Source organism: Erwinia psychrophila, from assembly GCF_039023475.1.
Taxonomy (GTDB): domain Bacteria; phylum Pseudomonadota; class Gammaproteobacteria; order Enterobacterales; family Enterobacteriaceae; genus Erwinia.
On record NZ_JBCHVB010000001.1, the window covers coordinates 854,208 to 880,091 of the forward strand.

At 55.4% G+C, this 25,884-nt stretch carries 31 protein-coding genes; 13 read left to right on the top strand and 18 right to left on the bottom strand.

The window, feature by feature from the left end; all coding sequences use genetic code 11:
* Nucleotides 1-18: 18 nt before the first annotated feature.
* The 11 genes from flgL to flgB all read right to left on the bottom strand — a co-directional run bounded on the left by flgL (nt 19) and on the right by flgB (nt 9,954).
* Nucleotides 19-984, bottom strand: a complete 966-nt coding sequence (gene flgL / locus AAH446_RS03915) for a flagellar hook-associated protein FlgL (RefSeq protein ID WP_342905400.1) — start codon at nt 982-984, stop codon at nt 19-21.
* Nucleotides 985-1,005: 21 nt separating this feature from the next.
* Nucleotides 1,006-2,661 (bottom strand): flagellar hook-associated protein FlgK, encoded by a 1,656-nt coding sequence (gene flgK, locus AAH446_RS03920; protein ID WP_342905401.1) that lies wholly within the window; start codon nt 2,659-2,661, stop codon nt 1,006-1,008.
* Between the two features lie 119 nt (nt 2,662-2,780).
* The gene (gene flgJ / locus AAH446_RS03925; protein WP_463322781.1) at nt 2,781-3,737 is read right to left on the bottom strand and encodes a flagellar assembly peptidoglycan hydrolase FlgJ; all 957 of its coding nucleotides are present in this window, start codon (nt 3,735-3,737) and stop codon (nt 2,781-2,783) included.
* Nucleotides 3,734-4,840: a flagellar basal body P-ring protein FlgI gene (locus AAH446_RS03930; RefSeq protein WP_342905403.1), complete on the bottom strand. Its 1,107-nt coding sequence runs from the start codon at nt 4,838-4,840 to the stop codon at nt 3,734-3,736. Before AAH446_RS03930 ends, flgJ begins: the two co-directional genes overlap by 4 nt.
* Nucleotides 4,841-4,849: 9 nt before the next feature.
* A complete protein-coding gene (locus tag AAH446_RS03935; RefSeq protein ID WP_342905404.1) occupies nt 4,850-5,551 on the bottom strand; it encodes a flagellar basal body L-ring protein FlgH in 702 nt (233 codons plus the stop codon).
* 83 nt (nt 5,552-5,634) lie between these two features.
* Complete coding sequence (gene flgG / locus AAH446_RS03940) at nt 5,635-6,417, bottom strand: flagellar basal-body rod protein FlgG (protein ID WP_342905405.1); 783 nt, start codon at nt 6,415-6,417, stop codon at nt 5,635-5,637.
* A gap of 17 nt (nt 6,418-6,434) precedes the next feature.
* Complete coding sequence (locus AAH446_RS03945) at nt 6,435-7,190, bottom strand: flagellar basal body rod protein FlgF (protein WP_342905406.1); 756 nt, start codon at nt 7,188-7,190, stop codon at nt 6,435-6,437.
* A gap of 21 nt (nt 7,191-7,211) precedes the next feature.
* Nucleotides 7,212-8,420, bottom strand: a complete 1,209-nt coding sequence (gene flgE / locus AAH446_RS03950; RefSeq protein WP_342905407.1) for a flagellar hook protein FlgE — start codon at nt 8,418-8,420, stop codon at nt 7,212-7,214.
* 29 nt (nt 8,421-8,449) lie between these two features.
* Nucleotides 8,450-9,121: a flagellar hook assembly protein FlgD gene (gene flgD, locus AAH446_RS03955; protein WP_342905408.1), complete on the bottom strand. Its 672-nt coding sequence runs from the start codon at nt 9,119-9,121 to the stop codon at nt 8,450-8,452.
* Nucleotides 9,122-9,132: 11 nt separating this feature from the next.
* Nucleotides 9,133-9,537: a flagellar basal body rod protein FlgC gene (gene flgC, locus AAH446_RS03960; protein ID WP_342905409.1), complete on the bottom strand. Its 405-nt coding sequence runs from the start codon at nt 9,535-9,537 to the stop codon at nt 9,133-9,135.
* Between the two features lie 3 nt (nt 9,538-9,540).
* Nucleotides 9,541-9,954 carry a flagellar basal body rod protein FlgB gene (flgB, locus tag AAH446_RS03965; RefSeq protein ID WP_342905410.1) on the bottom strand — a complete coding sequence of 138 codons (414 nt, stop codon included), beginning with the start codon at nt 9,952-9,954 and terminating at the stop codon, nt 9,541-9,543.
* A 155-nt stretch (nt 9,955-10,109) separates the two neighbouring features.
* On the opposite strand from flgB, the gene flgA reads away from it, so the two are divergent.
* From flgA to flgN, 3 genes are all read left to right on the top strand, one after another.
* The gene (gene flgA, locus AAH446_RS03970) at nt 10,110-10,778 is read left to right on the top strand and encodes a flagellar basal body P-ring formation chaperone FlgA (RefSeq protein WP_342905411.1); all 669 of its coding nucleotides are present in this window, start codon (nt 10,110-10,112) and stop codon (nt 10,776-10,778) included.
* Between the two features lie 100 nt (nt 10,779-10,878).
* On the top strand, nt 10,879-11,175 hold the full coding sequence (gene flgM / locus AAH446_RS03975; RefSeq protein ID WP_342905412.1) for a flagellar biosynthesis anti-sigma factor FlgM: 297 nt from the start codon (nt 10,879-10,881) through the stop codon (nt 11,173-11,175).
* Nucleotides 11,176-11,179: 4 nt separating this feature from the next.
* Nucleotides 11,180-11,611, top strand: coding sequence for a flagellar export chaperone FlgN (flgN, locus tag AAH446_RS03980; RefSeq protein WP_342905413.1), 432 nt, complete (start codon nt 11,180-11,182; stop codon nt 11,609-11,611).
* 66 nt (nt 11,612-11,677) lie between these two features.
* Here the strand turns inward: flgN and murJ are convergent, their stop codons facing one another.
* The 5 genes from murJ to fos form a co-directional block, all read right to left on the bottom strand.
* A complete protein-coding gene (gene murJ, locus AAH446_RS03985; RefSeq protein ID WP_342905414.1) occupies nt 11,678-13,216 on the bottom strand; it encodes a murein biosynthesis integral membrane protein MurJ in 1,539 nt (512 codons plus the stop codon).
* A 132-nt stretch (nt 13,217-13,348) separates the two neighbouring features.
* A complete protein-coding gene (locus AAH446_RS03990) occupies nt 13,349-14,272 on the bottom strand; it encodes a Gfo/Idh/MocA family protein (protein WP_342905415.1) in 924 nt (307 codons plus the stop codon).
* Nucleotide 14,273: 1 nt separating this feature from the next.
* Complete coding sequence (locus AAH446_RS03995; protein WP_342905416.1) at nt 14,274-14,912, bottom strand: DUF480 domain-containing protein; 639 nt, start codon at nt 14,910-14,912, stop codon at nt 14,274-14,276.
* Between the two features lie 7 nt (nt 14,913-14,919).
* Nucleotides 14,920-15,510, bottom strand: a complete 591-nt coding sequence (gene rimJ / locus AAH446_RS04000) for a ribosomal protein S5-alanine N-acetyltransferase (RefSeq protein ID WP_342905417.1) — start codon at nt 15,508-15,510, stop codon at nt 14,920-14,922.
* 210 nt (nt 15,511-15,720) lie between these two features.
* Nucleotides 15,721-16,152 (bottom strand): fosfomycin resistance glutathione transferase, encoded by a 432-nt coding sequence (fos, locus tag AAH446_RS04005; RefSeq protein ID WP_342905807.1) that lies wholly within the window; start codon nt 16,150-16,152, stop codon nt 15,721-15,723.
* A gap of 184 nt (nt 16,153-16,336) precedes the next feature.
* On the opposite strand from fos, the gene grxB reads away from it, so the two are divergent.
* From grxB to solA, 7 genes are all read left to right on the top strand, one after another.
* Entirely contained in the window at nt 16,337-16,984 is a 648-nt protein-coding gene (gene grxB / locus AAH446_RS04010) for a glutaredoxin 2 (protein ID WP_342905418.1), read from the top strand.
* Between the two features lie 134 nt (nt 16,985-17,118).
* Complete coding sequence (locus AAH446_RS04015) at nt 17,119-17,682, top strand: lipoprotein (protein WP_342905419.1); 564 nt, start codon at nt 17,119-17,121, stop codon at nt 17,680-17,682.
* A gap of 212 nt (nt 17,683-17,894) precedes the next feature.
* Entirely contained in the window at nt 17,895-18,941 is a 1,047-nt protein-coding gene (gene pyrC, locus AAH446_RS04020; RefSeq protein WP_342905420.1) for a dihydroorotase, read from the top strand.
* Between the two features lie 74 nt (nt 18,942-19,015).
* On the top strand, nt 19,016-19,261 hold the full coding sequence (gene dinI, locus AAH446_RS04025) for a DNA damage-inducible protein I (protein ID WP_342905421.1): 246 nt from the start codon (nt 19,016-19,018) through the stop codon (nt 19,259-19,261).
* A gap of 146 nt (nt 19,262-19,407) precedes the next feature.
* Nucleotides 19,408-19,674 (top strand): hypothetical protein, encoded by a 267-nt coding sequence (locus tag AAH446_RS04030; RefSeq protein ID WP_342905422.1) that lies wholly within the window; start codon nt 19,408-19,410, stop codon nt 19,672-19,674.
* 216 nt (nt 19,675-19,890) lie between these two features.
* Nucleotides 19,891-20,145 (top strand): biofilm formation regulator BssS, encoded by a 255-nt coding sequence (gene bssS / locus AAH446_RS04035; RefSeq protein ID WP_342905423.1) that lies wholly within the window; start codon nt 19,891-19,893, stop codon nt 20,143-20,145.
* Nucleotides 20,146-20,248: 103 nt separating this feature from the next.
* On the top strand, nt 20,249-21,361 hold the full coding sequence (solA, locus tag AAH446_RS04040; RefSeq protein WP_342905424.1) for an N-methyl-L-tryptophan oxidase: 1,113 nt from the start codon (nt 20,249-20,251) through the stop codon (nt 21,359-21,361).
* Between the two features lie 261 nt (nt 21,362-21,622).
* On the opposite strand, the gene AAH446_RS19725 is transcribed toward solA, so the two are convergent.
* Nucleotides 21,623-21,736, bottom strand: coding sequence for a thiocillin family RiPP (locus tag AAH446_RS19725; RefSeq protein WP_463322765.1), 114 nt, complete (start codon nt 21,734-21,736; stop codon nt 21,623-21,625).
* 365 nt (nt 21,737-22,101) lie between these two features.
* Here AAH446_RS19725 and AAH446_RS04045 point away from each other — a divergent pair, with 365 nt between their 5' ends.
* Together AAH446_RS04045 and AAH446_RS04050 are read left to right on the top strand one after the other, a co-directional pair.
* Nucleotides 22,102-22,656 (top strand): cytochrome b, encoded by a 555-nt coding sequence (locus AAH446_RS04045; protein ID WP_342905425.1) that lies wholly within the window; start codon nt 22,102-22,104, stop codon nt 22,654-22,656.
* Between the two features lie 24 nt (nt 22,657-22,680).
* Complete coding sequence (locus tag AAH446_RS04050; protein WP_342905808.1) at nt 22,681-23,253, top strand: YceI family protein; 573 nt, start codon at nt 22,681-22,683, stop codon at nt 23,251-23,253.
* Between the two features lie 224 nt (nt 23,254-23,477).
* Here the strand turns inward: AAH446_RS04050 and trhO are convergent, their stop codons facing one another.
* Nucleotides 23,478-24,530, bottom strand: a complete 1,053-nt coding sequence (gene trhO, locus AAH446_RS04055) for an oxygen-dependent tRNA uridine(34) hydroxylase TrhO (protein WP_342905426.1) — start codon at nt 24,528-24,530, stop codon at nt 23,478-23,480.
* A 221-nt stretch (nt 24,531-24,751) separates the two neighbouring features.
* Between trhO and AAH446_RS04060 the strand changes: the two genes are divergently transcribed.
* Complete coding sequence (locus tag AAH446_RS04060; protein ID WP_342905427.1) at nt 24,752-25,849, top strand: NADH:flavin oxidoreductase/NADH oxidase; 1,098 nt, start codon at nt 24,752-24,754, stop codon at nt 25,847-25,849.
* The last annotated feature ends 35 nt before the right edge of the window (nt 25,850-25,884 follow it).

Sequence of the window (25,884 nt, forward strand, 5' to 3'; positions counted from 1 at the left end):
GCCCAAAATAAAACAACATTACATATTCAGTTTGAACAGAGACATGTCTGACATATCGCTAAAGACTTTGTAGGAGGCCTGAAGCGCCGTCTGCTGCATGGTGTAAGACGAGATGGTGCTGGTCACATCGGCGTCTACCAGCGCGCTCATCTGGAGCTTCTGGTTGAGCTCGGTGCTATCCCCTTTAGCGTCCAGCTTGCCCAGTTCATCCAGCTGGATACCCAGCTCTGAGCGCACTTTGAGAACGTTATTCAGCGAGTTACGCAGACCACGGTTGGTTTTATCAATCACCGCCGCTTCGGCATCTTTGGTCGCGTCATCGGCATTATCCAGCGGCTTGCTCAGCGAGGTGATAGCGGTATTGAGCATGGCGAAGAGATTAACTTCGCTCGCATCGCCATTTGGCTCCGCCACGGCATTGCTGGTGATCGCCATAAAGACCTCTTTGCCGGTATGGCTGGTCACCATGGTGCGGTTAGCATCCACTTTCTGGCTGATCGCGGTGTCTCCGCCGTTATAAGTTACATCCCCGTTGGCATCCTTAACAAAAGGCGCCGTGTCGGATTTGTAACCAGCAAACATATAGCGGCCGTTGCCGTCGGTGGCGTTTGCCAGGTTCAGCAGCTGATCGCGCAGCCCTGTCAGCTGGGTGGCGTAAGAGGCGCGGTCATCGTCGGATAACGTACCGTTAGCCGCGGCAACAATTGCGGTCTGCGCATCCTGAATCACGCTGACGACCTGCGTCAGGTTTGTCTCTTCCTGAGAAACCGCCGTGGTAGCAAAGCTACGGGCCGTTTTGAACTGATCGGTTTCCGCCTGCGCCTGTGACAGCACCACGGCCTGGGCCGCGGCAACAGGGTCATCAGAAGGATTCACAACGCGTTTGCCTGAAGAGAGCTGTTCGCCCACTTTCAGCCAGCCTTCCTGCGAGTTGCTGATGCCGCGCATTTGCTGGTCATAAATCATGGTAGTGCTGAGACGCATGATGTTTTCCTTATTCCGCTATCAGTTCACTGCACCGATCAGCGCATCGAAAATAGTGCTGGCGGTCTGAAGCACCTTGGCGTTGGCAGTGTAATACTGCTGATAGCGCGTCAGATTGCCATATTCTTCATCCAGGTTAACGCCGGAAACGGACTGCTGCTGGTTCGTCAGCTGCGTGACAACCTTATCCTGGGTTGCGCCGGTTGTTTCCAGGTTACTGGTCTTGTTACCCACGTTGGCGACCATGCTGGCATAAGCCTGGGTCAGCGAACTGTTGCCGGTGATCACTTTCTTAGTTTGCAGATTCACCAGCGACTGAGCATTGTTGTTGTTGCTTACACCATCATCGGCACCTGCAGCGGCAACTTTAGCCTGATCGGTGATATTGACGCCCATTCCGACAATAACGTCAGAAACCGGCTTCACCAGGAAGCTGTCTTTACCCGCCGGCGTACCATCAACGGTCACTTTCAGGCCATCAAAACTCAGCACGGGCTTGCCATTTTCCGTGGTCACCGCCGCGGCAATGCTGCTGTTATCGGAAAGGCGCGTCACGTTCCAGCTGCCGCTGCCCTGGTCAAAGGTGACGTTATAGTTGGAAGCCTGCACTTTACTGGTATCGGTCCAGGCCACGCTCAGCGAACCCGTACCGGTATTTTTGGCATTCGAAACGGCAGACGTTGTTCCCAGATTAAAGAAAGCTTCGCCGGCATCGCCGTCAAGGTCAAAACCGGCCTCATGCTGGGCGTTGAAGCTGTCACCCAGCGCCAGCGCCAGCTGGCCGATCTGATTGCGGGTATTGTCCAGATCGGTGCGGAAAGCGAGCAGCCCACCAAGCGAACCGTTGGTGACCAGTTTTTCCGGGATTTCCGTCGTTTTGCCGCTGGTCGGGTCGACCGTGGCAATAGTGGTACGGCCCGGATCGCTGCTTGACGGTACGGCTGCCAGCTTGCTGTAGCTGCTGCCCTGCACTAGCGAGATACCGCTGCTCATGCTGATGTTATAGCTGCCGCCATCCTGTTGACTGACGGTAACGCCCACCAGCTTATTCAGTTCGTTGACCAACTGATCGCGCTGATCCATCAGATCGTTAGGTTCGCTGCCCGCACCGGCGCCTTTTAGCTTAATGATCTGCTCATTGACGTTAGCGATCTGCTTAGCGTATCCGTTGATCTGGTCAACGGTCGAGGTTACCGAGGTGTTGAGGCTGCGATCCAGGTTGCGCAGATAGGTATCAGTCACCTGAAACTGGTTTACCAGACCATCGGCCTTGCCCAGCACCGTCTGGCGGGCTGAGGGATCGGATGCGTTGCTGACCAGCGTCTGGATAGAGCTGAAAAAGTCCTGAATGTTTGTCGACAGCGTGTTCGTGGTGCTGGAGAACATATCGTCGATGTTTGAAATCTGCTGGTACTGGGTATTCAGCGCGCTGGACTGCGTGCTGGCGCTGCGCAGCTGATTGGTAATAAAGGAATCATATTCGCGGTTGACGCTGGCAACCGACACGCCGTTACCATAATAATTATTGCCGCTTAGCGTGCTGTTAGCCTGGGCCAGAATCGTGGTCTGACGGGAATAGCCCGCTACGTTGTAGTTGCTGATGTTATTACTGGTGGTGCTCAACGCGGCCTGGGCAGCGCCCAGCCCACTCATTGCGGTATTAATTAAATTGGACATGTCGGTTCCTTGTTTACCCTGACACAGCACGGGCCGGCATAAATAGTTGCCGGATCGGATTTACGCGGGTCCGGCCTGAATGAGTTATCGGTTCAAACGTGACAAACTTGAGCGAAATATCAGAAGAAATCACCCAGATCCTGGGTATAGGCCTTCACCGCTTTTTCACCCATATTTTTGAACTGCTCAATCATCCCCACCAGTTTTTGCGCATATTTCGGATCGGTAGCGTACCCTGCTGCCTGTAACGCTCTTGCGCCCTGCTCCGGCGTGTCAGCAGTGGTTACCGCCGCATAGCGTGGGTTTTTGGTGATGAGGCTGACGTAATCGTTCAGAGCGTCAAAATAGGAGTCATAAACGCGGAATTTGGCCTTCACCTTTTTCGCCTCACCGTTTTCATATTCGGTGGTGGTGATTTCCGTGGTTTTGCCCTGCCAGCTTCCGGTGGCCTTGATGCCAAACAGGTTATGGCTTGGACGACCATCTTCGGTCATGATCTGCCGCTGCCCCCAGCCCGACTCAAGCGCCGCCTGAGCAAGGATCAGATGATGAGGAATGCCGCTTTCAGCGCTGACCATTTTGGCTGGCTGAGAAAGCTGGGCGACAAAGTCGCTGCTGCTACCGCTCAGCGGTTGCTCTGCCGAAGGCAGCCGCGGAACGGCCTTGCGAACAATCTGCTCCATCTCCCTCTCCATCGCCATCGCTACCGGCGGCAGCGTGTTGATGAAGTTTTTATCCAGCATCATCGGCGCGGTGCCCGCTTTTTCATCCGGCGGCACGGCCTGCGCCATCTGTTTAACCATCATATCGGCCAGGCCCAGCCCTTTAGAGGCGATCTGCTGCCCAATCTGCTGATCGTACATAGAGGTATAAAGCCGCGTCTGTTCGGTGCTCAGCAAGCCATCCTGCGGCAGCGCCTGACGCATGCTTTTCAACATCATCTGTACGAACATTCCTTCCACCTGCTTTGCCACTTCCTTCGCATGCGCTTTCGGATCGTTGCCAGCCTGACGCTTCAGGTCGTTAAGCGAGCGGCTGTCATAGGCCGCGCCCATCAGAGATTGGGTATTCATCAGATAATTTCCAGTTTGGCGTGCAGACAGCCTGCGCTATCCATTGATTGCAGGATAGACATCAGATCGATCGGCGTGGCGCCCAGCGCGTTCAGCGCACGGACTACGCTGTTCAGGTTGGCGCTGGCTGTCACGCTTTGCAGCGCGCCTCCGCTCTGACGCAGGTCGATTTGCGTTTCAGGCGTCACCACCGTCTGGCCGCCACCCAGTGGCGTATCGGGCTGACTCACGTTCTGCTGCTGGTTAACCGTGACCGACAGGTTGCCCTGGGCGATGGCGCAGCTGCTCAGCATAACTTCACGATTCATCACCACTGAACCGGTACGGGAGTTGATGATAACTTTCGCATCCTGCACCGGCATGGCGACGTTGATATTCTGAATATCGGCCAGCAGACGAACCTGAGAAGTCCCGTTTGCCGAAACGCGAACCTGCACCGTTCTGCCGTCAAGCGCCTGCGCCGAACCATAGCCGTTACGGCTGTTGATGGCATCGCTGATACGCTGCGCCATACTGAAATCTTCCTGGTTAAGGAACAGGTTGATGGTGTCCGAGGTGCCGAAGTTATTCGGCAGCTCACGTTCAATGGTCGCTCCGCCGGTGATACGTCCGCCGTTCACCTGGTTGACCTGCACGCTGCTGCCGCCTGCGGCTGCGGATGCGCCGCCTACCAGAATATTTCCCTGCGCCATCGCATAGACCTGATTGTCCACGCCTTTCAGCGGGGTCATCAGCAGCGTACCGCCGCGCAGGCTTTTGGCGTTCCCCATTGAGGAGACCACCACATCAATTACCTGCCCCTGACGGCCAAAGGCGGGCAGCTTGCCGGTAACCATTACCGCCGCGACGTTTTTCAGCTGCATGTTGGTGCCAGCGGGCACGGTGATGCCCAGCTGGGAGAGCATGTTGTTCAGGCTCTGGGTGGTAAAGGGCGTCTGGGTGGTCTGGTCGCCAGAGCCATCCAGTCCGACAACCAGGCCATAGCCGATCAGGGAGTTTTCCCGTACGCCGCCTACGCTGGTCAGATCGCGGATGCGGTCAGCCTGCGCCAGGGCGCTGACGCCAGCCAGCAAAAGCAGAGCGAATTGAAGGATAATCTTACGCATGTACGCCTCTTAAAACGGTGACAGGTTCAGGAAGAACCGTTGCAGCCAGCCCATCGTCTGCGCCTCATTGATGTAGCCGTTGCCGACGTACTCAATGCGGGCATCCGCCACCTGTGTCGATATCACACTGTTACTGCCGCTGATGGTGCGCGGGTTAACCACCCCAGAGAAGCGGATAAATTCCGTACCCTGGTTAATTTCAATCTGTTTCTCACCAATAACCTTCAGGTTGCCGTTCGGCAGCACCTGATTAACGGTCACGGTGATCGTTCCGGTGAAGGTGTTATTGGCGGTTGCGCCGCCCTTACCGGCAAAATCAGTGGAGCCGGAAGCGTCAAAATTGACTTTATCTCCGCCCAGCAATCCGTTCAGTGAACTTGGCAAGGAGGTCAGCCCCAGCGTGCTGCTGCCGTCACGTCCCGCCGATGCTGAGGAACTTTTGCTCGCGCTGACGTTTTCCTGAAGAACAATAGTCAGCGTATCGCCAATATTACGTGGGCGACGATCTTCGAACAGCGGCTGGTAGCCGTAGTTCATCGGCATCATGCCCTGAAAAATAGAGCCGTTAACAACCGGCGGCGAAGCAGGCAGCGGCTGGGCCGTTGTCACACCCTCGACCAGCGGCTTACGTGGAACTAGAGCACAACCGTTAAGCGTCAGGAGCAGCAAAGCTACTAACAAACGTCCAGGCACTGAGATTTGCTTCGCCATGGAATCACTACCTTTAATAATCAAGAGAGTTCTTTTATTAAGGACCGGGCAAGCCCGGCCGCTACGGCATTAAAAACCGCGTATTACAACTGCGTCAGTTTGGCCAGCATCTGATCGGAGGTGCTAATCGCCTTGCTGTTGATCTCATAAGCGCGCTGGGTCTGGATCATACTGACCAGCTCTTCAGCAACGTTTACGTTAGACGTTTCGACATAGCCCTGATAAAGCAGGCCCGCGCCGTTGTTGCCGGGTGCGCTGTCGGTCGGCGCGCCTGACGCCTGGGTTTCCTGATAAAGGTTTTCACCTTTACTTTCCAGACCCGCATCGTTGATGAAAGTGCTCAGCGTCAGCTGACCTACCTGCACCGGCTGCGCCTGGCCCTGCTGCGTTACGCTGACCACACCGTCACGACCGATGGTCATGCTCAGTGAGTTCGCCGGAATGGTGATAGCAGGCTGGACCGGAAAACCGCCGTTGGTCACCAGCTGACCGTTCTGGTCAGTCTGGAATGAACCGTCACGGGTATAGGCCAGGCTGCCATCGGGCATCTGTACCTGGAAGAAGCCCTGTCCGCTGATCGCCACATCTTTCGATGAGTCAGTTTTGTTCAGGTTACCCTGCGTGTGCAGACGCTCGGTGGCGACCGGGCGCGTACCTGTACCGAGTTGCATCCCGGAAGGCAGAGTAGTCTGCTCGGAGGACTGCGCGCCCGGCTGACGCAGCGTCTGATACATCAAATCTTCAAAGACGGCACGCTGGCGTTTAAAGCCGTTGGTGCTGACGTTTGCCAGGTTGTTGGAGATGACGTCCATATTTGTTTGCTGAGCGTCAAGGCCAGTTTTGGCAATCCATAAGGAACGAATCATTCAGTTTTCCTCTGCGCTTAGCTCATCGACAGCAGCTGGTTAGCGCGTTGTTCATTCTCATCGACGCTTGAGATCACTTTCATCTGCATCTCAAAGCGGCGTGCGTTAGCGATCATATCGACCATGGTATCAACCGGCTTGACGTTGCTGCCTTCCAGCACGCCAGGCATGACCTGAATGGTCGGATCGTTTTGCAGAACGGCGCCGCGCTGTGCCTGCGCGCTGGCGTTCGGACGGAACAAACCATCATCGCCGCGGATCACTTCCGATCCGGTGGCTTTCACCAGCTTCAGGCGTCCCAGCTGGACAGTCGCATTCGGCGGATCGCCCGGATTCAGCGCGGTAATAGAGCCATCGGCCGCGATGGTGATTTCCGAGCCCTGAGGCACGGCAATCGGTCCGCCATCGCCCATCACCAGGTTACCCTGAATGGTGAGCTGCCCCGCCGGGTTCAGCTCCATGTTACCGTTGCGGGTGTAGGCCTCGGTGCCGTCAGGCGCACGAACCGCCAGCCAGCCATCCTGCCTCACCGCCACGTCCAGTGAACGTTCGGTGTAGTCCATCGTGCCGGGAGACATGTCCGAACCGGGCGTTGACGCCGTTACCAGCGTGCGCGTCGGCAGCGAGAGTCCCTGCACCGGCACGGCGCGCATAGCATTAAGCTGCGCACGGAAGCCGGGCGTGGAGGCGTTGGCCAGGTTGCTGGACGTTACTGCCTGCCGTTCGAGGGTCTGACTGGCAGCCCCCATTGCGGTATATATCGCGTGATCCATAAGACGATCCTGTTAGCCGTATTAGCGCAGGTTGACCAGGGTGTTAAGGATCTGGTCCTGCGTTTTGATGGTCTGGGCGTTAGACTGATAGTTACGCTGTGCGACGATCATATTTACCAGCTCCTTACTCAGGTCAACGTTGGAAGATTCCAGCGCGCCCGCCGTCAGTGAGCCGAGGTTACCAGTACCGGCAAGACCTACCAGCGCCTGGCCGGAAGAAGCGGTAGAGGACCAGACGTTGTTACCTTCAGACTTCAGGCCTTCCGGGTTAGCAAAGTTAGCCAGCGCGATCTGACCCAGAGTCTGGGTTTTCTCGTTGGAGTAGTTACCTACTACGGTGCCGTCGTTGTTGATCTGGTAGCTGGTCAGTTCGCCCGGCTTATAACCATCCTGAGAAGGGTTACCGAAAGTGGTAGTACCGGTGTTCTGCTGCTGGCTGCCCGCCATGTTCAGGGTGAAATTCGTAGGGGCAGAACCGTTCAGACCCGCCAGCGTAACTGCCTGAGTCGGGGTAGAAGTCAACTGACCACTGGAATTGAAGGCCATGTTGAAGGTGCCCACGGTTGCAGTCGGGTCCGCTGCGCTGCCATCCTTCACGTCCACGGCCCAGGTATTATCCGCCGTTTTGGTGAAGTAAAGGTTCAGGTTATGCTCGTTACCCAGCGAATCGTAGGTCGTCATTGACGCCTTTTTGTTGTACGAGCTGGTATCGTTGATATCCAGCGGCGTAGTGGCCGGCACATCGTCCGTTGAGTTCAGGTTTGCTATCAGCGACGCCGCACTGGTGGATTTCGCTGGCATTGCGGTAGTAGGCACGCTCAGCCCAACAGGGTTGGCACCGGTCTGCACGGTTGGCGGCGTGCCGGTTGCCGGATAGCCGGTCAGCTGCAGGCCGTCGGCGTTAACGATGTTGCGATCGGAGTCCAGCGTGAACTGGCCGTTACGGCTGTAGTAGACCGCGCCGTTAGGATCCGCCATGCGGAAAAAGCCGGACTGGCTGATGGCCACATCCAGACCACGGCTGGTCGAGGTGGTGGTACCGTCATTAAAGTCCTGCGTCACCGCCGCCACTTTTACGCCCAGACCCACTTTAGAGCCCGCAAACATATCGGCGAAAGAGACGGTCGCGGATTTAAAACCGACCGTTGCGGAGTTGGAGATGTTGTTACCAATAACGTCAAGGTTACTGGAAGCGGCGTTTAAGCCGCTGACTGCCTGTGAAAAGCCCATGAGTTCACTCCTGGATAAGGGTTAATTGGTTAAATAATCTGACGAACGTTCGCGAGGGTGGTTTTCCCCAACGTGCCGAGGTCTAAAACGGCACCGCTGGCGTCGTTAGTTACCCCGGTAACCAGCGCATAGTTCAGCGGCTGCGAGACCAGTTGGCCTGACGCATTGCTGGCGCTGAGTGAAACCTGGTATTTGCCATCTGCCGCAGTGGTGCCTTCAGTCGTGGTGCCGTCCCAGGCGAAGGTATGCACGCCGGCGCTGAGCGGACCCAGCTCGATGGTCTTGACAATTTTGCCTGACGCATCGGTAACGGTGGCCTGCGTGGCGGTAGACGCCTGCTGCAGGCTGACGCCAAATGGCGTAGTGTCGCCGCTGCCGACCAGAATCTGTGAACCATCGACCATCACACCGTGCCCAATCAGGGCGGAAGCCTGCAGCGATTGTCCGCTGTTGATCTGACCGGAAATCGATCCCAGCGTGGTGTTCAGTTTTTCAATACCGCTCAGGGTATTGATCTGTGCCAACTGAGTGGTGAGCTGGCTGTTATCCATCGGGTTGGTTGGATCCTGATTTTTTAACTGAGTCACCAGCAGCGTCAGGAAGTTATTTTGCAGGTCAGCCGACGAATTCTCCGTCGTTGCCGTTGCTGTCTTGATCGCGCTGTAGTCCAGGGACTCATTAACGCCTACCGCAATACCCATCTGCCTGCTCCTTATTGACCTATCGTCAGGGTTTTCATCATCATTTGCTTCACGGTGTTAAATACCTCGACGTTCGCCTGGTAGCTGCGTGAAGCAGACATGGTATTGACCGTTTCACCCACGACATCCACGTTTGGCATCTTCACGTAACCTTTAGCATCCGCCATCGGATTACCCGGCTCGTAGACCAGCTTCGCGGGCGTCGGGTCCTCAATGACCTGCGACACACGAACGCCGCCGGTTGGCGATCCCGGCATTGCTGCCGTCTGGAACACAACCTGCTTGGCGACGTAAGGTTTACCATCAGGTCCGGTGACGCTGTCGGCGTTAGCCAGGTTACTGGCGCTGACGTTCAGTCGCTGTGACTGCGCGTTCATCGCCGATCCCGCAATATCAAAAATATTCAGTAAAGCCATAAATTATTGCCCCTGTAGCACGGACATCATGCCCTTGATCTGACTGCTGATCATGGTTACATCCATCTGGTATTTCAGGCTGTTATCCGCGAATTGCGTACGCTCGCGGTCCATATCTACCGTGTTGCCGTCCATTGCTGGCTGATCCGGAATTCGGTACAGCAGGTCCATGGAAGGCGGTTGCAGCGTTTCCGCAGGAATATGGCGTGCCGACGTCACCGCCAGCGACATTCCTGATCCAGGCGCACGGCCCTGCTCCATCACCTTGTTCAGCTGGCTGGCGAAATCGATATCGCGTGCCTGATAGCCGGGCGTGTCAGCGTTGGCAATGTTGGATGCCAGGATTTCCTGCCGCTGGGCACGCAGGTTTAATGCTTCGGTGTTAAACCGTAGTGCCGCGTCCAGTTTGTCGAGCATGCTTCCTCCGCAAATGAAAATTCAGAGCTAACAGCATATCGCGGGGTGAAAAGGACTATCGGCGGAATAGCGCGTAAAATCGTCGCTAATTTGCGCCTTGAACGGGAGACACTCAGGGGTAGAATCGGTGCCATGTTGAATTAGGGGATGAGAAGATGCGTGGAATACTCTGTCTGCTGGCCGGCCTTTGCGGACTGCTGCCGATACTGGCCAGTGCGAACGACCTGACCACACAGCTAACGCAATTTTTTACCACTCGCTATGGGGAAAGCGGACTGCGTGCCGATACCCTCACCGTCGTGGTGAAAACGCCTCAGTCCCAGTGGCCGGCCTGCGATAACCCGCAGTTTTCCCTGCCCGGCAACAGCCGCATGTGGGGCAATATGAGCGTGGCGGCCAACTGCGACCAGAATCGCCGTTACCTTCAGGTTCAGCTTCAGGTCACCGGCGAATATATCGTGGCGGCGCGTCCGGTGCGCCGCGGTACGCCGCTGACCGGCGACGATATCAAGCTGCAGCAAGGACGTCTTGATACGCTGCCTGCCCGCACCGTGATGACCGCAGCAGAAGTCACCGATGCGGTGGCCCTGCGCGATATCATGCCCGGACAGCCGGTGTCGCTGATGATGGTCAGAAAACCCTGGCGCGTGAAGGCAGGACAGAACGTCACGGTAACCGCCAGCGGTGAAGGATTTGCCATTACCAGCGAAGGCCGGGCGATGAATAATGCGACCGCCGCACAGCGGGTCAGGGTACGCATGAATAACGGTCAGATTGTGAACGGCGAAGTGGGGGCGGATGGGAATATTCTTATATCGCTATAAATGTCTAAAGCTGGCTTCCGTGCTGCCGATAGTGTAAATAACAGACGTCATACACTTAAGCTTATCGGGCGAACTTTGCCTGAAATTAACGGAGTCAGATATGAGCATCGACAGAACTCAGCCAATCAAGCCGGGCAGTACTATTCAGCAGCGCGAGACCAGCGAACCTGCTGCACCAAAGGCCCGCCAGGCAGAAACAAAATCTCCCGTCGCCGGAACTCAGGTTGTCCTGAGCGGCGCGCAATCGCAGCTGACTAAAGCCAGCTCGCAGGATATTAACACCGCCCGCGTGGAAGAGCTGAAGACGGCTATCCGTAATGGCGAACTGAAGATGGATAGCGGCAAAATCGCCGATGCCCTGATTCAGGAAGCGAAAGATTCTCTGAAAGGTAACTAACGACATGCAAAAGCTGCTGACCTCGCTGGATAAAATGCTTGAAGTACTGGGTAGTCTCGCCGACGTTATGTTGGCGGAGCAGGAGCAGCTCTCCGGCGGGCAGATCAACAGCAGCCTGCTGCAGCGTATCACCGAAGACAAAAGCTCCCTGCTGGCCACGCTGAATTTTATTGAGCAGATGCGCCGGGATGCTGAAAAAGAAGCCGGGGTTCATGCCCCCTACAGCCGACATCCCGATATGGCCCGCCGCTGGGCAGCCATTCAGGATCAGACCGTCAAGCTGCGGGACACCAACCTGCACAATGGCCTGCTACTGAATCACCAGATCGATTTTACCGGACAGGCGCTGGAAGTTCTCAAACCCCACCAGACGCAGAAGTTCTATGGTCCGGACGGGCAGGCCACCACGAGCAGCTTTATCAGCCGTAAAGTTTAAGTCCGTTTTTTAGCTTAGTGCGGTTCAGACCCCGACGCAGCCAGACTGCGCCGGGGTTGTGCTTTTTCAGAGGCTGGTACGGCGGGCAAAGTCGCGCGGGCGAAAGCCCAACGCCACCAGCACCAGAAAGTAGACGCTTCCCCCCACGGCACAGACCGCCGCCAGGCGCAGCAGCCGCCAGGCCATATTACCGATTTCCCACGACGGCATTACCCACAGCATCCCCACCAGCGAGGCGGCCATTACCGTTACGGCGATAAAAAGACGCAGCAGGAAGCTGAACCAGCCCGGCTGCGGGAAGAAGATTTTCTGCTTGCGCAGCTGCCAGTAAAGCAGCGAAGCATTCAGACAGGCCGCCAGACCAATCGACAGGGCCAGACCGGCGTGCTTCAGCGGACCGATAAAGGCCAGGTTCATCAGCTGCGTTACGAGGAGCGTTACGATGGCGATTTTCACCGGCGTTTTGATGTTCTGCCGCGAATAGAAGCCCGGTGCCAGCACTTTCACCACGATCAGCCCCATTAATCCGACCGAATAGGCCACCAGCGCGCGCTGGGTCATGGTCGCATCGAAGGCGGTGAACTTGCCATACTGGAACAGCGCGACGGTCAGCGGCTTCGCCAGGATGCCCAGCGCCACCGCGCTCGGCAGCGCCAGCAGGAAGCAGAGGCGCAGGCCCCAGTCCATCAGGCGCGAATACTCATCGTGGTTGCCGCTGGAGAAACTTTTTGCCAGCGAAGGCAGCAGAATTGTCCCCAGCGCCACGCCCAGCACGCCGGACGGGAACTCCATCAGGCGGTCGGCATAGTACATCCAGGAGACCGAGCCAGAGACCAGGAAAGAGGCGAATATAGTATTAATTATCAGCGAGATCTGCCCGACCGACACGCCCAGAATCGCCGGTCCCATTTTGCGCATTACCCGCCAGACGCCCGCGTCCTTCAGGTTGAGCCGCGGCAGCACCAGCATACCGATTTTACGCAGATGAGGAAGCTGATAGCCCAGCTGAAGCATGCCGCCCACGACAACCGCCCAGGCCAGCGCCAGCACCGGCGGGTTAAAATAGGGTGCGGCAAACAGGGCGAAGCCAATCATGCTGATATTAAGCAGCGTCGGGGCGAAAGCGGGAACGGAAAAACGGTTCCAGGTGTTGAGGATCGCGCCGGAAAGGGAAGCCAGCGAAATCAGCATAATATAGGGAAAAGTGATGCGCAGCAGCGAGGTAGTCAGGTTGAACTTCGCTTCGGTGTCGGTAAAGCCGGGCGCCGTGATCATAATCACCCAGGGGGCGGCAAACATGCCCAGCACGGTGACCAGCGCCAGCGCCAGCGTCAGCAGGCCGGAGACGTAGGCGACAAACACCCGGGTCGCTTCTTCGCCCTTCTGGCTTTTATATTCCGCAAGGATTGGCACAAATGCCTGGGAGAAGGCGCCCTCGGCAAAAATACGGCGTAGCAGGTTGGGCAGTTTAAACGCGACAAAAAAGGCATCTGCGGTCATTCCTGCCCCAAAGACTCTTGCCACAATGGCGTCGCGGGCAAATCCCAGCACGCGCGAAAACAGCGTCATCGAACTGACCGCCGCCAGCGATTTTAACAGGTTCATGTTCTTCCTGATGCTTCTACTTGATAGGTGACTGAGCCAAAATGGGCATCTGACCGGCCAGGGCGACCGGTCAGGAATCGGCATAGTCTACTGATGCTGAAGGAAATAACCACTCTCGTTTGTTACAGCGGATTATTCGCGGTCGCTATCCCGCCAGAGTTTCTCCACAATACGCTGCGCCACCAGCGCCTGCTCCCCGGAGGTTTGCGGCATAGTCTGATTTTGCACACAGGTGATGAAATGGTGCGCCGCACCGGCAAACCCCCGCTGCTCCAGCGTACTCATCCAGCCCGGTACAGGTTCGACAATCAGTTTACCTTCCGTCTCCTGCTGGTAGTCCCGCATGTCATGCAGTTGCCAGACGCTGCCTTCAGCTATCGCCATAACCGACTCACGCTGCGTCCCCGCGCGGCGATGCATGCTGGTGGTCACCTGAGTCGATCCGACACTGAAATGATGCTCGGCGTAGAGCATCTCTCCCGCCTCGGTGGTCTGAATGATACCGCTCTGGAGCCTGCCGCTTCCGCCGCTCAGCCAGAGCGCCGTGTCGACGACGTGCAGGTAATCATCCAGCAGGGTAAAAAAGAGATCGCCCGGGCCAACGCTGTCACCGCGGTGTTTGTCCATTCTCAGCGAGGCGGGCGCGGCCAGCTGGGCTTTAAGCTGCAGATAACGGGGGGCAAAACGGCGGTTGAAGGCCACCATCAGCTTACGTCCGAGACGGTGGGCCAGCGTCACCAGCTCTTCGGCTTCACTCAGCTTCGCCGCCAGCGGCTTATCAACGCACACATCCACACCCGCCAGCAGCAGCTGCTTAACAATGGCAAAGTGGCTGTCGGTTGAGGTATGTACGAACGCCGCATCGCAGGAAGCAGCCAGCGCATCAAGCGTGGAGAAAAGCGGGATGCGGTAGCTGTCGCAGACCGGCTTTGCCTTTGTCTGATTCGGTGAAAATGCGCCAGCGATCTGCCACTCACCGGTCTTTGTCACGACCGGAAGCCAGGCTTTCTGCGCAATGCTTCCCAGCCCTACGATACCAATCCTGAGTTGTCTCATTTCAGCCCTCTTGTGTCAGTTTAGCCAGCTGTTGCTGCATTTCGGCGACCTGGCGCTCCAGTTCCGCCACCCTTTCAGAGAGCACGTCGCCATCTGATGGTGCGCTAACGTCGTGGGAAACGTCATCGACCTCGCCGCTGAAAAGATGCATATAGCGGCTTTCACGCTTACCCGGCTCCCGAGCAAGTCTGACCACGAAGGGACCATCTTCACGCGTGGCGAGCCGCTCCAGCGCCTGCTCCACTTCACTCATATCGGCGAATTCATGCAGACGACTGCTTCGCGTGCGGAGTTCACCGGGCGTTTGTGTCCCTCTGAGCAACAGCGTGGTCACCAGAGCCAGTTCGCCTGGCGAAAATTTGAGCTGTCCGAACGCCGTATTGCAGAAGCGGTGTTCATACTTTGTCACCCGGCTGCCGAAACCGCTTTGGGGGGTGGCGAGATGTTTTTTTACCAGCTCATCGAGCGTCTCCTGGACCTGAACCTCGCTCAGTGACATCACCGGCTCACGGTTTGACTTCTGGTTACAGGCCGTGACCACGCCGTTGAGGGACATCGGGTACTGTTCCGGCGTGGTGACCTGCTTTTCCAGCAGGCAGCCAAGCGTACGCGCCTCTAAGGGCGACAAAAGCATTTTCATGGTGTGGTTATCCGCGTCTTTCAGGTGTCCATTCTCTGGACGTCAGGGCCGTCAGCACGTGATCCTGCCAGCGGCCATCAATCAATAAGTAGGCTTTGGCATAGCCCTCTTTCTCAAAACCGAGCCGCGCAAGCAGGTCACCGCTTCGCTGATTATGCGGCATATAGTTCGCCATAATGCGGTGAATACGCTGCTGGCGCTGCATATAGCGAATGGCGGCCTGTAGCGCTTCAAACATCATTCCCTGCCCCTGCCACTTCTCGCCGAGCGAATAGCCCAGATAGCAGGCGTGAAAAGATCCGCGCACCACGTTGCTGAAGTTGGCCACGCCGCGTACCTCATTTTCATCCGGATCCATTACCGCAAAATAGAAGGCGCTGCCCTGTTTATGCATATCGCTAATCAGTCCGAGCCGGGCCTGCCAGCCTGAAGGATAACAGTGGCTCTCATCGCGCACCGGCTCCCAGGGCCTGAGAAAAGCGCGGTTTTCAGCATAGTAATCCGCGAGCCGCCAGGCATCGCGTTCGTGAACGAGGCGTACGACCAGCCGATCGGTGGTCAGACGCACTTTGGGTGCAGCGGAACGATAGCCAAACATCTTTTCTCCTGAAATTGGCCGCCAGCAAGAACAGTGAGCCTTTGCGCTATCCCAGCCTGCACCGGATGGCGTGCCGCTGAAGGGCGTTATCGGCTCTTTTCCACACTATACCTCCCGGCAGGGACGCCGGTAAAACGGCCTGGTGAAATTCTGTAGATTCAATGTTGCTGATAATAGCGGAAAAAATGCATCAGTCGGCCACGGAACGCGTTATTTCGCTTCCCGGCCATCATAAAAGAGCATCCCCTGCCAGGGCGCCTGCCGACAGGCGCTGAGCCGCTGGGCCAGACTTCCAACGTGCAGTTCAAGCTTATGCCCATCGGGGTCAAGAAAATAGAACGAGTCTCCCTCGCTGCGATTTTGTTTCCAGATAGTGACGCCTGCTTGCCGGATTCGCGCCGTAAAAGCGTCGAAGTCCTGCTGGCGAAGGGAAAAAGCGTAATGCGTATAGTCGCTTTTTTCGGGTGCCAGAGTGTGTCGGGCTGCGTCAAAAGAGAGGCAGAGCCAGAGAGAACCGCAGCTGAAGTAGGCCCCGTTTTCCCAACTGGCATGAAGTTCCATTTGCAGAACCTGCTGGTAAAATTCCAGGCTCCTCGTCAGATCGGAAACCGCCAGCGTAAGATGATTAAGCCCCAGTAGCATTGGTACCTCGCGTATCACGGGTGAAGGATCCGCCAACAGCTTACTTTGCCTGTCGCAGCAAGCGCCACTCCTGAAGCGGAAAGTGCCCGGTTTGCCCTCTCTGCCGATCTCTTCCATACTCCTCTAAGGCATTCAAAAGATTAAGGGTGGGAATACTCACCCCGATCGCCGTAAGGAGGCATTCTTGAAACTGTTTATTTACGATCACTGTCCCTTCTGCGTCAAAGCGCGCATGATCTTCGGCCTGAAGAATCTTCCGGTTGAGCTGGTGGTCATGCAGAACGATGATGAAGCCACGCCGAAAAAAATGGTTGGTCAGAAAATAGCGCCCATCCTGATGAAGGATGACGGTAGCTGTATGCCCGAAAGTCTGGAAATCGTGAGCTACGTTGACAAATCCGACGGCGAGCCTCTGCTGACCGGCAAACTCAACCCGGCTATCAGCGACTGGCTGCGGCAGATCAACGGCTATCTGAACAAGCTGATTCTGCCCCGTATCGCCGGCGCTTCGTTTGCTGAATTTGCCACACCGGAAGCGCGTAGCTACTTCAAAGAGAAGAAGGAAGCGAGCGTGGGTGATTTTGAAGAGCTTAAGCGCCATGCTGAGGGCTTTATCAAGAACGTTAATGATGATTTACGCAAGCTCGACAAGTTAATCGTTAAGCCAAATGCGGTAAACGGCGAGCTGTCGATGGACGATATTCATCTCTTCCCCGTACTGCGTTCCCTTTCCCTGATTTCGGGCATTGAATACCCAAGCCGCGTCGCGGATTACCGCGACAATATGGCGAAACAGACCCAGGTCAACCTGCTCTCCTCTGTCGCTGCTTAATCGCTGCTAAGGGCCGGCCCAGCCGGCCCTACTTCTTTTCTGTCGCATTCTGCGGGTGACTCTCCGGTCAATGTCGGGCAAGCTATTGTCTGCGTCAGAAGGGTTGCTGACGAAAGGAATCAGAGAGGAAAGTAATGAAAAGAATTTTGTGGGGGGCTTTCGCCCTGCTGCTAGCCGGATTAGTTAGCGGCTGCAACCAGCTTACGCAGTACAGCATCAGCGAACAGGAAGTGAACGACGCGCTGCATAAGCACAATAATTATGAAAAAGATCTCGGCGTTGCTGGGCTGGTTAATGCACACATCGTGCTGACCGACCTCAGCAGTGAAATTGGACGCCAGGAGCCCGATAAAGTTACCTTAACCGGCAATGCGAAGGTCAGTATCAGCTCGCTATTCGGGCCTCAACAGGCAGAGATGAAGCTGGTAATGAAAGCCCTGCCTTATTTCAGTCGGGAAGAAGGGGCAGTCTATCTCAGGGATATGGAGCTGGTTGAGGTGCAGGTTATTCCGGAGAAAATGCAGGGCGTGCTGAACACGTTAACCCCTTATCTCAACCAGTCGCTGAAGGATTACTTCAACCGCAAGCCTGCCTACGTGCTGAGTGCCGACCGCAGTAAGGCGGAGTCGCTGGCAAAACGTTTTGCTAAAGGACTGGAAGTGAAGCCGGGCAAGTTGATTATCCCCTTCACGGAGTAACCTTTTCGCCCGCCGCTGCCCGCTGGAAACCAGGGCAGCAGCGGCTCAGCGGGTCGTTTCCTTAGTTTTACCGGGAACCGGCCGCAGGTAACGCCGGTTTTTTCATCCTGCCCGCAACAAACCGGGTGCATTCGCGGCACTTTATCCCTATGCTTGATACCCGGCCAAATCCAGCCATTTCTGACTGATTTCACTTCTGCCGGAGCATCCTGATGACTGCACAACCTCAGCAACTGACTATTCGCCGCCCTGACGACTGGCATATCCATCTGCGTGATGATGAGATGCTCCAGGCCGTGTTGCCGTATACCAGCGAGGTGTGTGGCCGGGCGATCGTGATGCCAAACCTGGTGCCGCCGGTAACAAGCGTTGCCGCCGCCGTTGCCTATCGCGACCGCATCCTTGCCGCGCTGCCTGAAGGCGATTGTTTCACGCCGCTGATGACCTGCTATCTGACCGACTCGCTCGATCCCGATGAAGTGGAGAAAGGCTTTCGTGAGGGCGTTTTTACCGCTGCCAAGCTCTACCCAGCCCATGCCACCACGAACTCCAGCCATGGCGTAACCAACATTGCCGCCATCGCTGAGGTGCTGGCGCGGATGCAGAAAATCGGCATGCCGCTGCTGATTCACGGTGAAGTCACCGATGCCCACATTGATATTTTCGATCGCGAAGCGCGCTTTATCGAATCGGTGATGGATCCGCTGCGCAAGCAGTTCCCGGAGCTGAAAGTGGTGTTTGAGCATATCACCACCCGCGAGGCCGCTGAGTATGTCCGCGAAGGAAACGATTTCCTGGCCGCCACTATCACGCCACAGCATCTGATGTTTAACCGCAACCATATGCTGGTTGGGGGCGTGCGTCCTCATCTTTACTGCCTGCCGATCCTCAAGCGCAATGTACATCAGGAGGCGTTGAGGGAGGTCATTGCCAGCGGCAACGCGCGCTTCTTCCTTGGCACCGATACCGCGCCGCATCTGCGGCACCGTAAAGAAGCCAGCTGTGGCTGTGCAGGGGTCTTCAATGCCCCCTCTTTTCTGCCCGCTTACGCCACCGTATTTGAGGAGATGAACGCGCTTGAGCATTTTGAAGCCTTCTGCTCATTAAACGGCCCGCGTTTTTACGGATTGCCGGTCAATGAAGGGACGGTAACGCTGTCGCGTCAGCCCTGGACGGTGCCGGAGCGCATCGGGATGGGCGACGACTCTCTGGTGCCTTTCCTGGCGGGTGAAACGCTGAACTGGCGCGTTACGCTTTAACCGACAGCCGAATAAAGAGATTGCCTTTGGTGAAAATACTGTATACATTTACAGTATCTTAACCGGAGGCTTTTATGCGTGTTGAAGTCACTGTTGCAAAAACCACCCCTCTCCCCGCAGGCGCAATTGATGCGCTCTCGCAGGAACTTGTTAAGCGTATCGACAAGCAGTTCCCGGATATGGCGAACAGCGTCTCGGTACGCTACGCCGGCGCCAACAACCTGACGGTAATGGGCGGCGGTAAAGAAGCGAAAGATGCGGTTACGGCGATCCTTCAGGAAACCTGGGAAAGCGCCGATGACTGGTTCATCACTGATTAAGCTTCTCCCCTTTGCCGTTGTTTGCCGGATGTCGCCGTCCGGCTTTTTTATTTTTCCTCCGGGCGACACTCGCCGGGATCCGCATGGCGTTGTAGACTGTATCGGCTGACTCTGTTTCCCGAGCCTGTCCGACGGAGATAAACGCTATGACACCTGAAAAACCCGAAGAGACGATGACGTTTGGTGAGCTGCTGACCTTAATAGCCGATCAGCAGCACCGTCTGAGCGTACTGGAAAATGCTTTTTTATCCCTCTCTGCCAGCGCGGATGAGAACGCCAGCCAGCGGCTGATAAATCATCTTCGTCAGGAAGCGCAGAAAGAAGATGATGAAAACAGACAGCGGCATTTTTCGCGCCTCGCGGATGAGCTGGAAAAGCGACACGACAGGATTAATATATCGCACCGGGCTTAGCGCCACCGTTTTTACAAAAAAAGCGACAGATTAATTTCTCTGTCGCCTCCGCTTAATTATTCCTGAATTAAAAACCCTTATCGTCCGTGCATAAATTTCACTCAGCGGGAAAAGGGTTTTCTGTTATAATAATTCTGCTCTATGGAAAAAAAGCCGCATTGAACCTCGATAAATCACTTCGTTGTCATCATTAACACGAGTAATAAGGGGGTTATAATGGACAGAAACAAAGATGTTATCCAGACACATCCCCTCATTGGGTGGGATATCAGTACCGTGGACAGCTATGATGCCATGATGATCCGTCTCCACTCGCCTTCTTCAGGCGAACAGCAGAACGATGAGGCTGAGGTGGGTCAGACATACTGGTTAACCACTGACGTTGCCAGACAATTTATCTCTATCCTTGAGGCTGGTATCGCTAAGATTGAAGCCACAGACTACCTGGATCGCGATTACAAGAAACATTAATCTCTGCTTGATCCGTCCTGAAGGCACCCGCTGGGTGCCTTTTTCATTGCCGCCACATTTTGCTATTCTGCGCTTCAGCCTGAATAACAGAGGAGCAGGTTTCATGGTTTATGATTTGATAGTGGTCGGCAGCGGGTCCGTTGGTGCAGCAGCAGGCTGGTATGCCACCCGCGCCGGGCTGAAGGTTCTGATGATTGACCGTGCTCACCCGCCACACAGCGAAGGCAGCCACCATGGCGAGACGCGCCTTATCCGCCATGCCTACGGCGAAGGCGCCCATTACGTTTCACTGGTTCTGCGCGCGCAGGCGCTGTGGGATGAACTCGAACAGGCGTGCGGTGAGCGGCTGATGCAGCGCAGCGGCGTGATTAACCTGGCTCCCCGCGACTCTGCTTTTATCCGCAACGTCAGCGACAGCGCAGCGGAATTTGATCTGCCCGTTGAAACCCTTACCGGGGAAGACGTGATGCGCCGCTGGCCGCAGATAAACGTGCCCGATGACTATACCGGCGTATTTGAACCTCAGTCCGGCTACCTTAAATCGGAAGTGGCTGTTCGCCAGTTAATCCGCCTCGCCGAAGAGGCAGGCTGCGCGCAGCTCTTTAACTGTGCCGTAGATTCGCTGGAAGAGCAGGACGGTTTGCAGCTGGTCCATACCGCAGACGGCACTTATCGCGGCCGTAAGCTCCTGTTAAGCGCCGGAACCTGGATTACCTCCCTGTTTCCCGATCTGCCCGTTACGCCGGTAAGAAAGGTCTTTGCCTGGCATCAGGCCGACGGGCGCTACAGTGAGAATAATAAGTTTCCAGCCTTTACCGTCGAGACGCCTGACGGCACCCATTATTATGGTTTCCCGGCGGACAATAACGCGCTTAAGCTTGGCAAGCATAACGGTGGTCAGCCGATCTCCGCCCCCGAACAGCGTAAGCCTTTCGGCGCCCTTGCCGAAGATGGCAGCGAGCTGTTCTCTTTCCTGCGGCACTTCCTGCCCGGCGTCGGCGTTTGTCTGCGGGGAGCAGCCTGCACCTACGATAATACCGCCGATGAAGACTTTATTATTGATACCCTGCCAGGCTCGCCTGACCGGCTTATTATTAGCGGGTTAAGCGGGCATGGTTTTAAATTTGCCACCGTGTTGGGTGAAATTGCCGCAGAATTTGCCCAGGGTAAAAATTGCCAGTTTGATTTATCGCGTTTTTCTCTGGCGCGTTTTTGATTTAGCGTAACGGCTCATCCTGGGTCGTTACAAAAAACTTTTTCCATTGACATCCGCTCCATTAATTTCCAGAAAACTCTTTCTCAGCTTATATCGTTCCCGGAAAAACCGCCTAAATTGCAATTATATTTATTGCACTCAGTAAACCGTTTATTCCTTTCTAAGCTATATAAAAAACCGCTTATGGCGCGTTAAATTTATTAGCAGCCGCGCCGCTTGTTATCAGAATATGTTTGCTTTCAGGTCTGTCTGGCTTCTCTGCTATGGGGCAGTTCCGGCAGTTCCGGCAGTTCCGGCAGTTCCGGCAGTTCCGGCAGTTCCGGCAGTTCCGGCAGTTCCGGCAGTTCCGGCAGGATTATCTACATTTTTCGCCATTTGCGATTTAAAAAACCCCACCGGATAAGCTATCTCTGCTTTACCTGTGCCGCATCAACATAGTTAAGCTATATTTATATCTTCGAGTTGAGTTTGCTGACAAAAACTGACATCTTACTGACATTCCTGCCCTATAGCATCAAATTATCAGGTGCTCACAACCGCCCTCTCTCACCCTGTAAAACATAGAAAATCTGTCATCTACAGGTTTAGGAAAATAAATAAGACGAATAAACCGTTTAAAAATGCCATTTATATTCAATAATATTGAACGAACATTGTTATTTATTTCCTGAGGTAAGTTAGTTGTTGATTTTATATTTCAGCTTGTCCATGCTTGGCAAAAAACACCGACGGATAGCGTTATGCCGCTGAAGAACAGTTCCTCCCGCTTTGGTCATGTCAGCCTGCTTCTGCACTGGCTCATCGCGTTAGCCGTTTACGGCATGTTTGCGCTCGGCCTGTGGATGGTCACCCTGGGCTATTATGACAGCTGGTATCATCCGGCGCCTGAACTGCATAAAAGCATCGGCATTCTGCTGTTTGCCCTGATGATCTTCAGAACAATCTGGCGCTTTATCTCCCCCCCACCCCGCCCGCTCAGCAGCTATTCGCCGCTGACGCGCCTCGGCGCCGTGGCTGTGCATCTGCTTTTATATGGCATTCTTTTCGCCCTGTTTATCAGCGGCTATCTTATCTCAACCGCCGACGGCAAACCCATTACCGTTTTCAGCCTGTTTTCAGTACCTGCAACGATTGAGGGCTTTGCTGAACAGGCTGACCTGGCGGGCAATGTGCATCTCTGGCTGGCCTGGAGCGTAGTGATACTTTCCGTGCTGCACGGCCTTGCCGCCCTGAAACACCACTTTATCGATCGTGATGTGACGTTAAAACGCATGCTGGGCCGTCGCATCGACTAACCTCTGGAAGGGAGAAACACCATGTTGAAGAAAAGCTTGTTAGGTTTATCCACCGCAGCCATGCTGCTGAGTGCCGGTAGCGCCGTGGCCGCTGACTATAAAATTGATACCGACGGTCAGCACGCCTTTGTGCAGTTCCGTATTCAGCATCTGGGCTACAGCTGGATTTACGGTTCGTTTAAAGATTTTGAGGGGACTTTCAGCCTGGACGAGGCCGATCCCTCTAAAGATAAGGTCAACGTGACTATTGATACCAGCAGCGTCGACACTAACCATGCCGAGCGTGACAAGCATCTGCGCAGCGCCGATTTCCTGAATGCCGCTAAATTCCCGCAGGCGACCTTCGTGTCGACCGGCGTGAAGAAGGATGGTGAAGAGCTGGATATTACCGGCAACCTGACGCTGAACGGCGTGACTAAACCTGTCACGCTGGAAGCGAAAAAGCTGGGCGAAGGGAAAGATCCATGGGGCGGTTACCGTGCAGGGTTTGAGGCTGAAACCACGCTTACGCTGAAAGATTTTAATATCAAATCTGACCTGGGTCCGGCTTCTCAGCAGGTACAGCTGATGATTTCGCTGGAAGGTGTTCGCCAGTAGTTATCCGGCAGCCGTTAAAAAGCCGGTGATATGACCGGCTTTTCTGTAAGTTGCGCCGGAAATGCCGGTCGATAGTAAAGACGCGAAAAGCACTGCCCCTGACAGCCCGGCCCGAGTAGTCCAGGGCGCGGGAGACTTTACGCCCGATCGATAATCCTTCGCTTCAACACTGGCGTCGTAAAAAGCTTGAAGAGTCAGGCCGGTCGCAAGATCGGCCTTTTTTATTACTGCTCTGGCTTCGGGATCTTTAACGTCATATTCAACAAGCCGCGCGACTTATTAAATATCTTGTTGCCGTTCTCACGCCCGGCGCGACGGGCGCGCTGCTCTTCCGGCGTAAGCGCCAGCTCTTCCATACAGATCGGGCTACAGCAATCGTGATATTTCTCAGCGCAGGCAGCACACTGGATAAACAGCAGGTGGCAGCCATCGTTTTTGCAGTTAACGTGCGTATCGCAAGCTACGCCACACTGGTGACAGTGCGCGATAACATCATCAGAGATCCGTTCGCCCATCCGCTCATCAAAAACAAAGTTTTTACCGCGGAAGCGTACCGGTAGCCCCTGTTCCCGCGCACGGCGGGCATATTCAATGATGCCGCCTTCAATATGATAAACCTGCTCAAAACCGTTGTGACGCATCCAGGCACTGGCTTTTTCACAGCGGATGCCGCCGGTGCAGTACATCACAATTTTTTTATCTTTATTCTCCTTCAGCATATCAACCGCCATCGGCAGCTGGTCGCGGAAGGTATCGGCCGGGATCTCCAGCGCGTTGTCGAAATGGCCCACTTCATATTCATAGTGGTTACGCATATCCACGAACACGGCGTCAGGATCGTCCAGCATCGCATTCACTTCGTCCGCTTTCAGATAGCCGCCGACGTCACTGGCATCAAAGTTTTCATCGGTGATGCCGTCGGCCACGATGCGTTCACGCACCTTCAGGCGCAGCACCCAGAACGATTTACCGTCGTCATCAAGCGCAATATTCATGCGCAGGTTATCCAGCGCCGGATGGAAAGCATAAAGCATGTTTTTCATCGTTTCATACTGGCTGGCCGGTACGCTGACCTGGGCGTTGATCCCTTCGGGTGCGACATAGACGCGGCCAAAAACCTTCAGTTTCGTCATCGCTACATAGAGCGCGTCGCGAAACGCTTTCGGGTCTTCAAGCGTGAAATATTTATAGAAAGAGACTGTGGTACGCGGCTCGGTTTCAGCCAGCATGCGCGCCTTCAGCTCTTCATTGGAAACAAGGTTATGTAACACTGGCATGGTGTACGTTCCTGGGTTCAAGAGAGAAATTTTGCGGGCGCTATCATACCTCAATTGGCAGAGAATCAAACCGTAAACCGGGCCATTTCGCCCCAACAGGCGATAAGGTCACCAAACGCGCTGCGCTGCTCCGGAAAAGCATACCCTGTTCAACGCCACGAACAAATTTGCCTATAGTTAGAAATTGACAGAGGAAATGTGATCAACACCGGAGAAACATAATGAGTCAGCTGTTTACCCCAATAACCTTAGAAAAACTAACGCTCAGTAATCGCATCACCATTGCGCCTATGTGTCAGTATTCGGCAGATGGCGGCAAGGCAACCGCCTGGCATCGTATTCATCTTGGGCACCTGGCCCTTTCCGGCGCAGGTCTGATGATTGTGGAAGCCGCGGCCGTAGAGCCGGAAGGTCGTATTACGCCGCAGGATCTGGGCCTGTGGGATGATGAAACCGAACAGGCGCTGGGCGATGTGCTGAAGGACGTTCGCCACTATTCGCCTATCCCGGTGGGGATCCAGCTTGCCCATGCGGGCCGTAAAGCGTCCACCGATGTACCATGGCGCGGCGGTAGCTTCCTTCAGCCTGAACAGGGAGGATGGCAGACTTCGGCACCTTCAGCCCTGCCCTATAATGAGAGCGACGGCACGCCGGCGGCGCTGACCAAAGCCCGTATTGAAGAGATCAAACAGGCCTTTGTTGACAGCGCGATCCGGGCGGACCGCCTGGGACTGGATCTGGTGGAAGTGCATGCCGCGCATGGTTACCTGCTGCATGAATTCCTCTCCCCGCTTTCCAATGAGCGTGAAGATGAGTACGGCGGATCTCTGGAGAACCGCATGAGGCTTACCCTTGAGATATTTCGCGAGGTGCGCAGGGTCTTCCCTGCGGATAAGCCGGTTGGCGTGCGTATCTCTGCAACGGACTGGGTTGAGGGCGGCTGGGACAACGAGCAATCCGTCGCGCTCAGCAAAGCGCTGGCCGCAGAGGGCTGCGCCTACATTCACGTCTCAAGCGGCGGCCTCTCACCGGCGCAGAAAATTGACGTCGGACCAAATTATCAGGTCGCGTTCGCGGCGGAGATCAAAAAAGCCGTTGAGATCCCGGTCATTGCCGTAGGATTGATCACCGAACCCAAACAGGCTGAGGCTATCCTGGTCGGGCAACAGGCAGATATGATCGCCATGGCCAGAGGCATGCTCTACGATCCCCGCTGGCCGTGGCATGCGGCCGCTGAGCTGGGCGCAAAAGTGCATGCGCCGGATCAGTACCTGCGTTGTGAACCCCATGAAGTTAAAGGTTTGTTTGAAAAAGAGTGAGTATACTGACGCCTTCAGGTATTTCCCTGCCTGAA

Coding starts and splice junctions, on each gene's coding strand:
- flgL (WP_342905400.1), bottom strand. CDS start 984: ATGCGTCTCAGCACTACCATGATTTATGACCAGCAAATGCGCGGCATC.
- flgK (WP_342905401.1), bottom strand. CDS start 2,661: ATGTCCAATTTAATTAATACCGCAATGAGTGGGCTGGGCGCTGCCCAG.
- AAH446_RS03930 (WP_342905403.1), bottom strand. CDS start 4,840: ATGCGTAAGATTATCCTTCAATTCGCTCTGCTTTTGCTGGCTGGCGTC.
- AAH446_RS03935 (WP_342905404.1), bottom strand. CDS start 5,551: ATGGCGAAGCAAATCTCAGTGCCTGGACGTTTGTTAGTAGCTTTGCTG.
- flgG (WP_342905405.1), bottom strand. CDS start 6,417: ATGATTCGTTCCTTATGGATTGCCAAAACTGGCCTTGACGCTCAGCAA.
- AAH446_RS03945 (WP_342905406.1), bottom strand. CDS start 7,190: ATGGATCACGCGATATATACCGCAATGGGGGCTGCCAGTCAGACCCTC.
- flgE (WP_342905407.1), bottom strand. CDS start 8,420: ATGGGCTTTTCACAGGCAGTCAGCGGCTTAAACGCCGCTTCCAGTAAC.
- flgD (WP_342905408.1), bottom strand. CDS start 9,121: ATGGGTATTGCGGTAGGCGTTAATGAGTCCCTGGACTACAGCGCGATC.
- flgC (WP_342905409.1), bottom strand. CDS start 9,537: ATGGCTTTACTGAATATTTTTGATATTGCGGGATCGGCGATGAACGCG.
- flgB (WP_342905410.1), bottom strand. CDS start 9,954: ATGCTCGACAAACTGGACGCGGCACTACGGTTTAACACCGAAGCATTA.
- flgA (WP_342905411.1), top strand. CDS start 10,110: ATGCGTGGAATACTCTGTCTGCTGGCCGGCCTTTGCGGACTGCTGCCG.
- flgM (WP_342905412.1), top strand. CDS start 10,879: ATGAGCATCGACAGAACTCAGCCAATCAAGCCGGGCAGTACTATTCAG.
- flgN (WP_342905413.1), top strand. CDS start 11,180: ATGCAAAAGCTGCTGACCTCGCTGGATAAAATGCTTGAAGTACTGGGT.
- murJ (WP_342905414.1), bottom strand. CDS start 13,216: ATGAACCTGTTAAAATCGCTGGCGGCGGTCAGTTCGATGACGCTGTTT.
- AAH446_RS03990 (WP_342905415.1), bottom strand. CDS start 14,272: ATGAGACAACTCAGGATTGGTATCGTAGGGCTGGGAAGCATTGCGCAG.
- AAH446_RS03995 (WP_342905416.1), bottom strand. CDS start 14,912: ATGAAAATGCTTTTGTCGCCCTTAGAGGCGCGTACGCTTGGCTGCCTG.
- rimJ (WP_342905417.1), bottom strand. CDS start 15,510: ATGTTTGGCTATCGTTCCGCTGCACCCAAAGTGCGTCTGACCACCGAT.
- fos (WP_342905807.1), bottom strand. CDS start 16,152: ATGCTACTGGGGCTTAATCATCTTACGCTGGCGGTTTCCGATCTGACG.
- AAH446_RS04015 (WP_342905419.1), top strand. CDS start 17,119: ATGAAAAGAATTTTGTGGGGGGCTTTCGCCCTGCTGCTAGCCGGATTA.
- pyrC (WP_342905420.1), top strand. CDS start 17,895: ATGACTGCACAACCTCAGCAACTGACTATTCGCCGCCCTGACGACTGG.
- dinI (WP_342905421.1), top strand. CDS start 19,016: ATGCGTGTTGAAGTCACTGTTGCAAAAACCACCCCTCTCCCCGCAGGC.
- AAH446_RS04030 (WP_342905422.1), top strand. CDS start 19,408: ATGACACCTGAAAAACCCGAAGAGACGATGACGTTTGGTGAGCTGCTG.
- bssS (WP_342905423.1), top strand. CDS start 19,891: ATGGACAGAAACAAAGATGTTATCCAGACACATCCCCTCATTGGGTGG.
- solA (WP_342905424.1), top strand. CDS start 20,249: ATGGTTTATGATTTGATAGTGGTCGGCAGCGGGTCCGTTGGTGCAGCA.
- AAH446_RS19725 (WP_463322765.1), bottom strand. CDS start 21,736: ATGGCGAAAAATGTAGATAATCCTGCCGGAACTGCCGGAACTGCCGGA.
- AAH446_RS04045 (WP_342905425.1), top strand. CDS start 22,102: ATGCCGCTGAAGAACAGTTCCTCCCGCTTTGGTCATGTCAGCCTGCTT.
- trhO (WP_342905426.1), bottom strand. CDS start 24,530: ATGCCAGTGTTACATAACCTTGTTTCCAATGAAGAGCTGAAGGCGCGC.
- AAH446_RS04060 (WP_342905427.1), top strand. CDS start 24,752: ATGAGTCAGCTGTTTACCCCAATAACCTTAGAAAAACTAACGCTCAGT.